Raw genomic sequence first — 14,029 nt, 5'->3', positions numbered from 1 at the left:
TCAAGTTTCTTTTGTATAAATGGTCAAAACAAGATGTTGTTAAATATAGGAGATAAAGATGTCTTATGATCGTGATTTATTAGGTTATGGCGGGCATCCTGTTCATCCTAAATGGCCGAATAAGGCAAAAGTCGCCTTACAATTTGTATTGAACTATGAAGAAGGTGGTGAAAACTGCATTCTTCACGGTGACCCAGCATCGGAAGCGTTTCTGTCTGAAATGGTGGGGGCGGATGCAAGAGAAGGGGTTCGCCATATGAGCATGGAGTCCATTTATGAATACGGCAGTCGCGCTGGTGTATGGCGAGTTCTGTCACTTTTCAAAGAAATGGACATACCATTAACCGTCTTTGCTGTAGGGATGGCGCTGGAACGGCATCCAGAAATCGCTAAGGCATTTGTTGAAGCGGGTCATGAAGTGTGTAGCCATGGTTATCGTTGGATCGATTACCAGTATGTTGATGAAGACACTGAACGCGCAGACATGCAAAAAGCGATTGAGGTTATTCGCCAGTTAACGGGGCAGCGACCTTTAGGCTGGTACACAGGCAGAACGAGTCCAAATACGCGTCGCTTAGTCGCCGAAGAGGGAGGGTTCTTGTACAACGCCGACGATTACAGTGATGATTTGCCTTTTTGGCGGTTGGAAAGCGGCGTTCCTCAGTTAATGATTCCTTACACCCTAGACACCAATGATATGCGGTTTGCGGCCTTGCAAGGTTTTAATACCGCAGAGCACTTTTTTCAGTACCTAAAAGACGCCTTTGACACCCTGTATGCGGAGGGTGAAACTAGCCCTAAAATGTTATCAATTGGCTTGCATTGTCGGTTAATTGGCCGTCCTGCGCGCATTGCCGGCTTGCGCCGTTTCTTGGAATATATTCGACAATTTGACGGCGTTTGGTGTGCCCGTCGTATTGATATTGCGCATCATTGGCGTGAACATTTCCCTTATAAAGCCCAAGAGTAGAGAGTCAAAATATGAGCAATCAGGCCGATCTTCTATTAAATAAGCCCAGTGCCTTGAATGAGCATGAATTTATTCAACATTATAAAGATATTTATGAGCATTCAACCTGGGTGGCTGACGCCGCGTGGCAGCACATTCAACGCTGTCCTCGCGTGGCAGATTTTGATCGTCGAAGCGCACTGCAAGCGCTCTTGTATGAGATTGTAGAAAGCCGTGATTATGAGGTGAAATTGGCTTTGTTGCGCTCCCATCCAGACTTAGCTGGGAAGGCGGCATTGTCTGGTGAATTAACCCCGTCTTCGACGTCAGAGCAGGCAGGGGTTGGGTTAGACCAATGTACGCCCGCCGAGTTGGCGCGTTTTACCGAGTACAACAATGCGTATAAAGCGGCGTTTGATTTTCCTTTTATTATGGCGGTAAAGGGAGCGACCAAAGCGCAGGTTTTATCCGCTTTTGAGTCTCGTATTAACAACAATGTATCGCAAGAGTTTCAGACCGCGATGTCGCAGGTGCATAAAATTGCCGCATTTCGATTAGCAGAAAAATAAATTATTAATTCTAGAGTGGCGAATTGAGCGCTAATGAGTAGGAAAAATCGCGCTTTTTAGGTAGAATTTAAGCAATAAAAATATCAAGCGCGGTTCTTCATGATAGTACGTCTTTTTGTGAAGCCTTTATTAGATTAGGAATAAAGTGCCACCTTCAAAGAACAATTGGCTGGAAAAGCTTCTCAATTTCGGTATTTCAGAAGGCTCAGCAAATAATTTAAATTACAAACAAGTTGTTAATTTAGCCTTAGCTTTGCTCTGCGTGACGGATGCCGGCATGATGCTTGTTTTTGCGCTGCAGCAGGCTTTCTGGGTTGTTGGTTTTTACGCCATTTTCATGGTCATCTCCCTGTTCGGTTTTTATCTGCATTCTCGACATTACTTCTCTCTTGTTAAATTAATTGTTCCCTTCAGCACCATAGTGCAAATTGTTGTTACAAGTTTGTATTTTTTTGGGCCTGGTAGTGATTTCCACTGGTTGTTTGTGACAGTGGCTGCTTATGCGTTTACGGCGTTTCGTCCCGATGAGAAGATCATGCGTTATGGTGTGGTTTTATTGTCCGTGATGTTGTTTACCGCTTGTGAGATCTTTCCCCTAGAAGGCGTGCATATGAGCAATGCCGACCAGGGATTGACCGCTGTTCTGACTTTTTTATGGACCTTGTTTACGTTGGCTGTGGTCATCAATGTGGTGATCGCGCGTTTGCGAAAAGTGAACGATTATTTGCGCGTGCTAGCAGAGAAAGATGAGCTTACTGGGTTGGCTAATCGCCGCAAAGTATTGGCGAATGCGGTGACCATGTACACCGAGGCGATGTATTACCATCAGCCCTGTGTGTTTGCTATTTTGGATCTCGATCACTTTAAACGCATTAACGACACCTTTGGTCACGATGCCGGAGATTTGGTTCTGAGTGAGATCTCTGGGGTTATGCAATCCTGTTTAAATAAAGGTGACGCCATCGGTCGTTATGGCGGCGAAGAGTTTGTCGCTATTATGGGCAATACAACGCTAACAGAGGCGCAACAAAAAATGGATTCGCTGCGTGAAGCGGTTGAAAACACTTATATCACAACCGAAAAAGGCATCGTTATTCCTGTGACTGTAAGTATTGGTCTGGCGGCGATATCGAGCCAAACCAAACGTTATGAAGACGTATTGGCGCTGGCGGATACCGCACTTTATCAAGCCAAGAAAGCAGGGCGTAATCGCGTTATTGCTCAACAACCCACATTTTAATGTTTGAATGCCATTGACAAATGAGTTGTCCACTAAGTTTGGGGATAACTCTGTTGGCTTTTTTTATTTTCGCTTTTTTGAGGTTCTTCTTTGTTAGACATAGTGTTCCGCTGTGATGATTTTTGGTTGGTAAATAAGCCTGCAGGCATGAGTTTTCATGGAGAATCAGACACGTTAGGGGTTATACAGACGTTAAAGCGTGATTATCCTTCTCACGTGTTTTACCCAGTGCATCGATTGGATAAAATAACCTCAGGTTTGCTGGTGGTTGCTTTGCATCATGAGGCAGCGGTCACATTTGGCCATATGTTCGAACAGCATTTGATAGAAAAGCGCTACGTGGCGATTTCGAATCGTAAGCCTAAAAAGAAACAGGGGGCGGTTCGTGGTGGTATGGCGCCGAGTCGACGAGGTCAGTGGAAATTGACCAAGGGGCTTGAGAATTTGGCTGTGACGCAGTTTTTTTCCGCTGCGTTTGAGGGCAAACGGGTTTTCTTTTTAAGGCCGTTAACCGGTAAAACACATCAGATTCGTGTCGCGTTAAAGAGTGTGGGTGCGCCCATTCTTGGTGATGAACGTTATGGCGGTGAGCCTTCTGATCGTGGTTATTTGCATGCCTATTTTTTGTGTTTTATGTGGCAAGGTGTGAAGCAAGAGTTTCGTTGTTCTCCTAATGTAGGGGAGCATTTCAGTTCAGCGTTTTGTGAGTTTCTAGAGTCGAACTTTCAGGAAACGTCATTAAAATGGCCGTCAGGTCAATAAATGTAACCCAAGTCTGATGTGGCTTTGGGGTAGGAAAGTAAATGAAAAATATTTTGGCATATTGCCGACCGGGTTTTGAGAAAGATTGTGCCGCTGAGTTGGCACAAGTGTCGTCTGAGAAAGGGTTTTATGGCTACGCTAAAGTCGTTCCAAACGCGGGTTATGTGGTCTATTGCTTTAATCAGACGGATACGATTGAAGAGTTAATTAAGCAGTTGTCGTTTAACCGTCTTATTTTTGTGCGTCAGTTGATCGCGATTAATGAGGTTGTGGAGTTTGAATCTGGCTCGCGAGTGGAGTCCTTGTTGGACGCGGCTCGTCAATTGCCTCTTGCAGAAGAAGTGTGGATTGAAACCGCCGACACAAATGACGCAAAAGCCTTGTCTGGGTTAATTAAAAAACTGGATAAGCCTTTAAAAATGGGTTGGAAAAAATCTGGTGTGTTGCGTAATAAAGCGGTTGGCGTGCGCCATCATGTTTTTTTATTGGATGGCGAAAGTGCTTACTTAGGGGTGTCTTATGCGGCCTGTCGCAGTGAGTTCCCAATGGGCATTCGTCGTTTGCGTTTCCCAGCAGCAGGGCCTAGTCGCTCTACGCTGAAGCTAGAAGAAGCCTTCTTGCAGTTTGTGCCTGAACATAAGCGAGACACCGATTTGCTAGAAGGCATGACGGCGGTTGACCTTGGTGCTGCGCCAGGTGGTTGGACGTATCAATTTGTTAAACGTGGCATTAACGTGATCGCGGTAGACAATGGCCCTATGCAAAAAGAGCTTATGTCGACAGGCTTGGTGGATCATGAAAAAGCCGATGGCTTCAAGTTTGAGCCGCCTTACACAGTAGATTGGCTAGTGTGCGATATGGTGGAAAGACCCATCATGGTGGCTGAGTTGATGGCGAAATGGCTGGCTAGTCGCTGGACTCGTCGGGCTATTTTTAATTTGAAATTGCCGATGAAAAAGCGTTATCAAGAAGTGGTATTGTGTCTTGGGTTGATTGAAAAGCAGTTGCAAAAAGCCGGTGTTGGTTATCAGTTTCAGGCCAAGCATCTGTACCATGACCGAGAAGAGATCACCGTGTGTATTATTGCTCACTAACCTTTCTTTTGGGATTCAAGCCTTGATAAGTTAACAGCTGCCACACTAAGTGGCAGCTGTTATATTCAGGCCTGCAACGGTTAACTTGTTAAAGCTTAAACTCTGCTACTAGTGTTTTGAGGTGAGTTGCATGAGACTCTAGTCGTTGGCTGCTGTCGTTGGAGTTGGTTGCTCCAGAGGCCGTTTGAGTGGCAATTGCGGTGATATTGTTAACATTGTTGCTGATACTGTTTGTTACCGCTCGTTGTTGCTCCGCGGCGCTAGACACTTGAATGATAAGGTCGTTAAGTTCGTCGATATTGTAAATAATATTTTTCAGTTTTTGGTTGGCTTCTGTTGTTCTTAGTTCAGACTCAGCGGCTCTTTCGCTGCCAATATGCATAGAATTGACGGCTTCTAGGGCGCTGTTTTGCAGTCGCTCTATTTTACTCTGGATTTCGGCAGTTGATTCCTGAGTACGTTTTGCTAAGGAGCGAACTTCATCTGCGACTACGGCGAAGCCTCGGCCTTGTTCGCCAGCTCGTGCCGCTTCGATTGCGGCATTTAGTGCAAGTAAATTTGTCTGTTCGGCAATTTCTTGTATTACGTCCATAACGGTTTGAATTTCTTGGCTGTCTTTGCTAACCCGATTAATGACTTGGCTGGAGGCTTGTACGTTTTTTGCCAAAGATTCAATGGAAAGGTTTGCTTGGTTTAGTACTTGTTGCCCTTGTGCCACGTTAGATTTAATTTCAGCGGTGGCATCTGCAGCGGTTATTGTATTCTCGGCAACGTTTTGCGCGGTTGCGCTTAATTCAGTCACTGCTGAAGCTAACTGAATAACATCATCCTGTTGTTTGTTTGCGCCTTCTAGTGTTTCTGCAGAAATGGCAGCAGATTGATCTGCATTTTCCGCAATTTGATCGCTTGATGAAACCACTTGTGTCAATAGTGGTTGAATTTGGTCAAGAAACTGATTGCAAGCATCGCTTAGTTGGCCTAATTCATCGTTCGATTTGCTCTCCAGTCTATGTCTAAAATCTCCTTCGGCGACTTTTTCCATAAAATTAGTTAAGTTTACGATAGGTCGAGATATTTGTTTTGACAGCCACCAAATAGCAACAATGGAAAGTACTATAATGAGTAACCCAGCAAGAACAAAGAGTATGTTTTGTTGAAATTGTTTGTCACTGGTAAATTTGTTTAAGGTGGTAAGGTCTGCTAAAACAGTCGTTTTAGGTACATCCACCCATAAATACCAATCAGGGATATTGTCTCCTACATTAATGGCTACTTTAGCTTGAAAACTATTGTTGTCAGGGCTGCTGATTAGCTCCAAGTTACTATCATTGCTTGTATTTAACAGTTTTTTTGAGGCATCTGGAAAAATATCTCGAATATTCTTACCTGTTGTTTGGCCTAGGCTGTCTGATGCGATAGCGCCTCGATGGCTAACAATAAAGACTCGATTCTCACCATTATAAAGTTCATCACTAAGTTCTTTGGCAATGGACTCAAGGCTTTTCAATGACACATCTATCCCAGTAATACCGACAAACTCTTGATTGATTAGAATTGGAGTAACAATTGAGGTGAGTAAGGTGTCTACTCCATTGATTGGGTAAGAGTAGGGTTCAATTAGGCAGCTAGTATGGCGGTCTTTTGGGCAAAGATAGTATTCACCAACACGGTCTATACCATTTGGCTTGTTGTAATTATTGTAATCCATTAACGCTTTTACTTTGGGAGTACCTGTTCCTGAAAGTGTCCAATAGGGTATAAAGCGCCCGCTATTATCATAGCCATCCGCTTTTTTGTTTCTGTATTCTTCATCTTTGTTGTCTAGAGCATTGGGTTCCCATAGGCTATAGACCCCTAAGATTTTAGGTCGTTTTGCTAAGGCGTCTTTTAAAATTGCATTGAAATCGTTGCGTAGATTGTAATCATCGCTCGATGTCTGAGCGGTCTTTTTTAAACTAATAAAACTGCGGGCAATCCCATCGTTAATGATAAGTGCTCTTTGGAAAAGAGCGGCAACATGGGCGGCGCTGTTTTCAAGACGAGCTTCTAGCTGCTTTTTGAATAATTGCAGGACAACACTTTGAGTGTGTTCTTGCACTTCTTTTTGTAAGCTTTGAGTGGATGTTATTGAAAAAGCGGAGAGGCAAATAATCGCGACGAGAGTCGCTAAGCCTGTAAACAGTGATATCTTTAACTGAATTGACTTCATTCTTGAGTTCCTTGATATAGCGTCAAATAGGTGGGCTGTTAGGAAGTCACCACGCTATATCGCGGTAATTATTAACTTCCTTTTTTTGCTTGTGAATACGAAATGTAAGTTGGCGCAAAAAAGTTCAGGGATTGTAAAGATGGTGTCTGTTTCATTCTATCTTTTTTTATGGAGCTCATTGTTTTGTCAATATTTTTAGGTTTTTTTTGTGAATTGTATTAAATCTAGATTAAGAAAATTAATGTTTTTAGTTGGGGGGAGTTAGGAGGTTCGCATTAGCGGTTATTGCAAGAGCCCCTCAATAGGCCTTATTTGTCTGTTGAGGGGGCTTTGAATTTATAAGACTCTGGTTATTTATTGTCTAGAGAGACTCTTTTACATGAAATGCCTTGTAGCCCATGGCGCGTTCCATTAGCTCGTCGCGGTGGTATATGTCGTTACGAAATTCTGGCATGCCGTTGGCGTTGGGTACCACGGTAAAATAGACGATGTAAACAGGGATGTAAGTTGGCAGTGTGATGACTTTGCTCTTCTTGCTCTTCATAACACTAGCAAGCACGCTTGCCTGGGGGCTGTTGTTGGTGATGTTTTTCGCAAACGCCGCCGCGTGTTCGAGGCGAATACAGCCGGAACTGAAAGCGCGATCGGTTCGTCTGAATAAATACTTGGCTGGGGTGTCGTGCAAGTAAATTTCATTTTTATTGGGGAACATAAATTTGAAGGAACCCAGAGCATTGTCTTCGTCGGGGATTTGCTCGAAGCGGAATGAAAGGTCTTCAGGGGCAATGTTTTTCCAATTAATGCGTGTCGGGTCTAGCTCTTTTGCACCAATGCTCCAGCTTGAGAATACACGAAAACCGTGTTTGCCTAAGTAATTTGGGTCGGCTTGAAGCTTAGGCAATAAGTTTTCTCTTGCGATACGGTGCGGAATGCGCCAGCTAGGGTTGGCCACCATGTATGTCATTGTGCCTTTGAACACAGGTGTCATTCTGTCTGGTTTGCCAATCACGGTTTTCATGGTGGTGCGATTGCCGTTTAGGTAGGTGTCGACTGAGTAGTTGGTCAGGTCGACCCAAATGCGGTTTGCTTCTAATTTATTGGGTAACCAGCGCCAGCGTTCTAAGTTGAAGGCGATTTCTTCGGCGCGTTTTTTGAGCGGAACGTTGAGCATTTGAATGGTGTTTGCGCCAGCCGCGCCGTCGGCACTTAAGTGATGACGATGCTGAAAACTTTGTAAGGCTTCTTTTAGTTTTTTATCAAACCTGTCTTCGTCTACTTTGCGTGTGGAGAAGCGAATGTCGCCTAGTTGTACTAATCTTGCTCTGAGTTGTGAAACGCGAGGGCCTTCGTCTCCTATTGAGAGTGCTGAGCCTGGTTGAACGACAATGTCTTTTTCTTTTTTGGCAAGTTGTTGGTAATAGACTAACCACTTTTGTAGCACTTGATATTGAGGGTTTCGCGGAGCAAGCAGCGGCAGAGAGTCAACCATTTCACCCGCGGTGCTTAAAGAAAGTAGGTCTTTCCAGTCGCGACTGGGTGCATCAAGCTGCCAGTTTGGGTCAATCAGTTGTGGCTCATAGCGGCCATTGCTGATGTCGTGTGCATAGCTAGACAGGGCAATGGTTGTAATGACGTCCATTTCCGCTAGCTGTTGTGTGGTTGGGGACTTTAGCGACAAATAGTGCTTGATGATGCCGACATGATAGTAAATTGGATTAAGGCCGTGGCTGTTCGCTTTTTCTAAAATGGTGACCAGTTTGTAGATAGAGGGCACAATGTGCTTGTCTTGTATCCAAATAGGTCGATAGCCGCGTTCAGCATACGTCGATAAAACGGTGTTGTTAGGAAGTGCTTGGCCCGCAACCGGGGTAAACGCGTTCAGCATCATGCTGACTTGGTCTTTAACGCTGCTTTTTATTTGTGATTCGCTGGGTGGCTCAACCACTAATCGGTTGCCGGTATTGGTGGTGGAGCAAGCGCTCAGCATGAGGCAGAGTAGCAAGAGTGTGATGGGGCGTTTCAGCGTAAGCGTCATAGGGTGCTCCTAGCAGTGACATGGTGGTCCGTTGGGGTAGTGGCTTGTTCAATCGAGGTGATAATTTGCAAGGCTTCTTCTCTGCTGTTGCCACAGATCATCGCTTCGGCGCTAAAATCACGGCACACTTTCGGGCGGGATGGGTCATTGAAAATGGCGCAACGATAGTCGGTTAGAAGGTGAATGCATGCCTGCCCAGCGGCTTTCCCATTGGGCATCCCTGGAATGGGGGATGAAATAGAAGGTGCTGTACAACAGGCACCGCAGTGAGAACGACATTGCATATCGGCGAGATACCCTGTTAAATGGCTTAATAAGCAAGTAAGTTTATGTAAATAGATAGAATATTCAAAAACTTATGCATTTATATACTATTTTAAAGTATCCCAAGCATAGGGCAATAGGAAAGCTTTAAATAAGTGTGTAAATCGACCTGAGACGTCCTCCTTTAGTGAAGTGTTGTTATTATCATTATGAACAAAATTTTAGTGGTTGAAGATAGCCCCGTTGTATTAAAAGTTTTAAAGCATTTATTGTCGCAAACCGCCTCTTTTTCACCTGTGTTATGCGCCAGCTATGAAGAAGCAAAGTTGGTGTTAACTGAGGAAGGAAGTGAGCCTTTTTTTGCGGCGATTGTGGATCTTCATTTACCAGATGCCGTAGATGGGGAGATCGTCGATCTTGTGTTGTCGCTTTCGATCCCTTGTGTGGTGTTAACGGGCACCTATGATGATGCGCTGCGCTTAAGTTTGTTGAACAAAGGGGTCTTGGACTACATCACAAAAGACAGCCGCTATTCGTTTAATCATGTCGTCAGTGTGATTGAACGCCTCAGGAAAAACCAATCAATTAAAGCCTTAGTAGCGGAAGATTCGTCGACCAGTCGTTTGTTTATTAAAGCCTTGCTTGAACAATACCGTTTTAACGTCATTGCTGTAGAAAATGGTCAAGAAGCCTTGTCTATGTTGGAGTCAGATCCTGATATTCGCTTACTGATCACCGATCATAATATGCCGCTCATTAACGGCTATGATTTGGTTCGAATGTTACGTCAGAATACTCGCTTCCAAGACTTGGTGATCATAGGTTTATCGGCTGAGGGAGATAATGCCTTGTCGGCAAGGTTTATTAAAATGGGCGCGAATGACTTCATTAAAAAGCCATTTTATCATGAAGAGTTTCATTGTCGGGTGATTCAAAACTTAGAGTCCCAAGAAATGTTAGAAACCATTCGTGATATGGATGCGGTTGATTCCTTAACGCGCTTAAGAAGTCGCCGTTATCTGTTTGATGAAGGTCAGGCGTTTTTTGATAAACAAGCCGCCAAGCCAGAGGGCGTGGGGCTGGCGATGATCGATTTAGACGCTTTTAAGCAAGTGAACGACATTTATGGCTTTATGGTTGGCGATGCCTTATTGAAAGAAATGGGCGAGCAGATGCTGCTGTCTTTTCCCGAGGCGCTGGTGGCTCGATTTAGTGGGGAGGAATTTTGCGTCATTGATGAAGGCGGGGCGTCTTTTGATGCTAAACTGCAGAGTTTTATGTCCGCGCTGAGGGCAATGACCTTCACCGAAGCTAAGATCCCTATGACCTCTAGTATTGGTGTGTTTGTAACCCAGGATGGCGGCCTAGAAGAGGCGATTAAGATCGCTGATGCGCGTTTATACGAAGCCAAAAGCCGCGGCCGTAACCAGATTGTTGCAGGTTAACGCCGAGGCTTCTGTGCGCTGCTGGGTTTAATGGGGTATCTAATTTAAGATTTGCGCCAATAGCTGACGAATGACCCTAGGCTCAAAGGGTTTCCCACAGATCGCATCTACCCCTTCTTGGGCAATGTTTGACAGCTGGCTGTCGCCGGCGTTGGAGCTGACCATTAGAATGGGAATGTGGGCAAGTTCGGTTGATTGTCGAACGGTTCTCGCCAGCTCTCTCCCGTCCATTTCTGGCATATTATAATCTGTGACAATAAGGTCAAAATCGTCGCAATTTAGACGTTCGATGGCTTGCTGGCCATTATCGGCTACCTGTATGTGGTTTATGCCCATGGCATTTAAGGTGCGGCTGACGTACTTTTGCGACATGACGCTGTCGTCCACCACGAGAACTCGTAAGTTTCGTGGATCAAACAGCTCTAGGCTGATTTCCTCTTCTAGAATAAAATCCAATGTCGAATAAATCGCTCTTTTGAGGTCTTTATTAGTAAAGGGCTTAGGCAGAATGGCCAATACTCCCGCTTGTTTTAAGTGCTCTAGGTTGTGCTGATTACTCTCGCTCGACACTAGCATAAAGCATTGTTCTTCTGTCCTTTCATTGCTGCGAATGGCGTCGATTAGCTCGTTCGCTGTGCCATCAGGAAGGTACATGGCTGAAATAATCAGGTCTGGTGGAAAGCTGGCCAGCAGTGCGAGAGTTTCTTCGATGTTGTTGGCAAATTCAATGTGCTTAATGCCGGATTCTTCAAGTGCTTTGGCGATGACTTTTTTTTGCATGTCGGAAGGTTCGACGAGCAAAAGAGAGAGATCTTGAATTTCTAGATAGGGTTCCACAGCCTAGTCGCCTTATTTGGTGTAAAATCTCATCCTATCACATCAAATACGTTAGAATGCGAGTTTGATCAATATTTGAGTTGGAGAGAAGGGTGGCGACAGCAAGTGCATGTCATATTTTGGTAAAAACCAAAGCAGAAGCAGAATCCATTAAAGGAAAGCTGGATAAAGGCGCGGATTTTTATAAGCTGGCTAAGCAGTTTTCTACTTGCCCGTCAGGTAAAAAAGGTGGGGACCTTGGGGAGTTTCGTAAAGGCGATATGGTTGCGGCGTTTGATAAGGCGGTTTTTAGTGGCCCTTTGTTGAAAGTGCAGGGACCCATCAAAACTCAGTTTGGTTTTCATCTGATAAAAGTATTGTACCGATCTTAATCACATCACACACGAAGGAGAATAACGATGGATAACCCAATCCCATTGGCGAGTAATTATTTTGTCGCGCCACAAATTGCGGTTGCAGATCTGCTTCAGCTAAAAGCGCTAGGCTTTGAGAGCATTATCAATAATCGCCCAGATCATGAGGTGGATGATCAGCCCTTGTCTATTGAATTGGAAAAAGCCGCTGCGGAATTGGGGCTTGAGTATGTTCATAATCCGGTTGATTTGAAGACCTTGAGTGAATCCGAAGTGGACGCTCAGGTCGCCGCATTGGCGGGTGAGAAAAAAACCTTGGCATTTTGCCGTACAGGCACCCGTTCTTCTGTGTTGTGGGTACTATTAAATACTGCCCAAGGGGCAAATTATAACGACCTCAAAACCTTGGTGGCTGGCAAAGGATTTGATCTTTCTCGTTGTGAGCCAGCCATGCAGCCATTAATTAAATAAGTCGCTATTAGTTAAAAAACGGCTCTTTAAAACAAAAAAACCGCTTCACATGGAAGCGGTTTTTTTATGTCGACACGTGCGTTGCTTTATTAAGCAACCGCCGCGTTTTGGGTTTGAAGTGTCTTCTGGTTCACTGTAGCAAGCAAGGCTTGAATAGAAGCAGACACAATGTCGTTATCTATTGCTACGCCGTTAAAGCGATCACCATTAATATTGGCTTGAACGTAGGCGATGGCTTGAGAGTCACTGCCAACAGTCAATGCGTGCTCTTGATACTGGATGATATCCACTCGCATGTTAAAGTGATTGCCTAGTGCTTCACTGAAGGCAGACAAGGCGCCATTGCCAGATCCGCTGATTTTCACGCTGCCGCTGTCGCTAAGCAATTCTGCGCGAACGGTGTCTTCCTCTTCTTTTGCAAGGTCATAACGGCCAAGTTTGTAAGGGCTGGTGCCCGTTACGAAGCTGCTTTCGAACAGATCCTTCATGGATTCAGCGTTGACAACGCCGCCATCTTTTTCAGCAAATTGCTGCACGATAGGGCTGAATTCTACTTGCAACCAGCGAGGCAATGCCAAGCCGTATTCTTGCTCAAGAGTGTAAGCGATGCCGCCTTTTCCTGATTGGCTGTTTACACGAATCACTTCTTGGTAGCTGCGGCCCACGTCGCGAGGGTCGATTGGCAAGTAAGCCACATCCCAAGGTTTGTCGTCAGTCTGATTGGCCAAACATTTTTTAATGGCATCTTGGTGAGAGCCAGAGAAAGCAGTAAACACCAATTCGCCTGCGTAAGGGTGGCGCGGGTGAACTTGTAGTAAGGTGCAGGCTTGAACCACACTTATGATGCGGTCCATATCGCCTAGTGCCAACTCTGGATCAATACCTTGGCTGTAAATGTTCATCGCCATAGTCACGATGTCCATGTTGCCTGTTCTTTCGCCATTGCCTAGCAAGGTGCCTTCAATGCGGTCTGCACCCGCCATCACGCCTAGTTCTGCAGCGGCAACGCCACAACCTCGGTCATTGTGAGTGTGTAGGCTGACTATCATGCTGTCGCGTTTTTTCACGTTGCGGCAGAAGTATTCAATCTGATCTGCGTAACGGTTAGGTGTGGACACCTCGACAGTAGCAGGCAAGTTAATGATGATTTTGTTGTCAGGTGTTGGTTGCCATACATCAGCAACCGCGTCGACGACTTCAATGGCGTAATCGATTTCTGTGCCGGTAAAACTCTCTGGTGAATATTGAAATACCCATTCTGTTTCAGGGTGTTTCGCGGCGTGGTCTTTGACGCACTGGGCACCATCTACTGCGATTTTTTTGATGCCGGCCATGTCCATACGGAACACTTGCTCACGCTGAGTGGTCGAGGTGGAGTTGTAAACGTGAACGATGGCTTTTTTAGCGCCTTTCAAGGATTCGTAAGTACGTTCAATCAATTCTGGGCGTGCTTGGGTCAATACTTGAATGTAGACATCGTCAGGCACTTGGTCTTCTTCGATTAACCAGCGTACAAAATCAAAATCCAATTGGGAGGCAGCAGGAAAGCCCACTTCGATTTCTTTAAAGCCAACATCAACCAGTAGGGCGAAGAATTGTTTCTTTTGTTCCACAGTCATTGGCTCAACCAGTGCTTGGTTGCCATCGCGCAGGTCAACACTAGACCAAATAGGTGCTTTAGTGATTTCTTGGTCAGGCCAAGTGCGGTTTTGAATCGCCACTGGTTTGAATGGCGTGTACTTAGTGTGGTCAAAAGACGTCATGATGTAGGTCCTTGCTGGTTGAGGGTCGGTAAACCCCT

Annotated in this window: 13 protein-coding genes; 8 read left to right on the top strand and 5 right to left on the bottom strand. The window is 45.1% G+C overall.

Going from position 1 to position 14,029, the window contains the following annotated elements; genetic code table 11:
• Positions 1–58: 58 nt before the first annotated feature.
• From puuE to rlmM, 5 genes are all read left to right on the top strand, one after another.
• A complete protein-coding gene (puuE, locus tag E0D71_RS13130) occupies positions 59–970 on the top strand; it encodes an allantoinase PuuE (RefSeq protein ID WP_243712035.1) in 912 nt (303 codons plus the stop codon).
• 11 nt (positions 971–981) lie between these two features.
• Positions 982–1,518, top strand: a complete 537-nt coding sequence (gene uraD / locus E0D71_RS13125; RefSeq protein WP_133003769.1) for a 2-oxo-4-hydroxy-4-carboxy-5-ureidoimidazoline decarboxylase — start codon at positions 982–984, stop codon at positions 1,516–1,518.
• 145 nt (positions 1,519–1,663) lie between these two features.
• The gene (locus E0D71_RS13120) at positions 1,664–2,758 is read left to right on the top strand and encodes a GGDEF domain-containing protein (RefSeq protein ID WP_133003768.1); all 1,095 of its coding nucleotides are present in this window, start codon (positions 1,664–1,666) and stop codon (positions 2,756–2,758) included.
• A 90-nt stretch (positions 2,759–2,848) separates the two neighbouring features.
• Complete coding sequence (locus tag E0D71_RS13115; RefSeq protein WP_133003767.1) at positions 2,849–3,520, top strand: TIGR01621 family pseudouridine synthase; 672 nt, start codon at positions 2,849–2,851, stop codon at positions 3,518–3,520.
• A gap of 41 nt (positions 3,521–3,561) precedes the next feature.
• On the top strand, positions 3,562–4,614 hold the full coding sequence (gene rlmM, locus E0D71_RS13110; RefSeq protein WP_133003766.1) for a 23S rRNA (cytidine(2498)-2'-O)-methyltransferase RlmM: 1,053 nt from the start codon (positions 3,562–3,564) through the stop codon (positions 4,612–4,614).
• A gap of 88 nt (positions 4,615–4,702) precedes the next feature.
• On the opposite strand, the gene E0D71_RS13105 is transcribed toward rlmM, so the two are convergent.
• The 3 genes from E0D71_RS13105 to E0D71_RS13095 form a co-directional block, all read right to left on the bottom strand.
• Positions 4,703–6,823, bottom strand: a complete 2,121-nt coding sequence (locus E0D71_RS13105) for a methyl-accepting chemotaxis protein (protein WP_133003765.1) — start codon at positions 6,821–6,823, stop codon at positions 4,703–4,705.
• 361 nt (positions 6,824–7,184) lie between these two features.
• On the bottom strand, positions 7,185–8,858 hold the full coding sequence (locus tag E0D71_RS13100; RefSeq protein WP_133003764.1) for a L,D-transpeptidase family protein: 1,674 nt from the start codon (positions 8,856–8,858) through the stop codon (positions 7,185–7,187).
• Positions 8,855–9,142, bottom strand: a complete 288-nt coding sequence (locus tag E0D71_RS13095) for a YkgJ family cysteine cluster protein (RefSeq protein ID WP_133003763.1) — start codon at positions 9,140–9,142, stop codon at positions 8,855–8,857. Before E0D71_RS13095 ends, E0D71_RS13100 begins: the two co-directional genes overlap by 4 nt.
• A 189-nt stretch (positions 9,143–9,331) precedes the next feature.
• Here E0D71_RS13095 and E0D71_RS13090 point away from each other — a divergent pair, with 189 nt between their 5' ends.
• Positions 9,332–10,567: a response regulator gene (locus E0D71_RS13090; protein WP_133003762.1), complete on the top strand. Its 1,236-nt coding sequence runs from the start codon at positions 9,332–9,334 to the stop codon at positions 10,565–10,567.
• Between the two features lie 39 nt (positions 10,568–10,606).
• Here E0D71_RS13090 and E0D71_RS13085 read toward each other — a convergent pair whose 3' ends face one another.
• Positions 10,607–11,404, bottom strand: a complete 798-nt coding sequence (locus tag E0D71_RS13085; RefSeq protein WP_133003761.1) for a response regulator — start codon at positions 11,402–11,404, stop codon at positions 10,607–10,609.
• A gap of 92 nt (positions 11,405–11,496) precedes the next feature.
• Here E0D71_RS13085 and ppiC point away from each other — a divergent pair, with 92 nt between their 5' ends.
• Both ppiC and E0D71_RS13075 read left to right on the top strand, forming a co-directional pair.
• Positions 11,497–11,775, top strand: a complete 279-nt coding sequence (gene ppiC / locus E0D71_RS13080) for a peptidylprolyl isomerase PpiC (RefSeq protein WP_133003760.1) — start codon at positions 11,497–11,499, stop codon at positions 11,773–11,775.
• Between the two features lie 27 nt (positions 11,776–11,802).
• On the top strand, positions 11,803–12,228 hold the full coding sequence (locus tag E0D71_RS13075) for a TIGR01244 family sulfur transferase (protein ID WP_133003759.1): 426 nt from the start codon (positions 11,803–11,805) through the stop codon (positions 12,226–12,228).
• Positions 12,229–12,317: 89 nt separating this feature from the next.
• On the opposite strand, the gene leuA is transcribed toward E0D71_RS13075, so the two are convergent.
• Complete coding sequence (gene leuA / locus E0D71_RS13070; protein WP_133003758.1) at positions 12,318–13,991, bottom strand: 2-isopropylmalate synthase; 1,674 nt, start codon at positions 13,989–13,991, stop codon at positions 12,318–12,320.
• Positions 13,992–14,029 lie beyond the last annotated feature (38 nt).

The sequence above is a fragment of the Marinomonas sp. KMM3893 genome (assembly GCF_004352855.1).
GTDB classification, from domain to species: Bacteria; Pseudomonadota; Gammaproteobacteria; order Pseudomonadales; family Marinomonadaceae; genus Marinomonas; species Marinomonas arenicola.
Note: the sequence above shows the minus strand (reverse complement) of the source record. Positions and strands in the feature narration are given on the sequence as shown.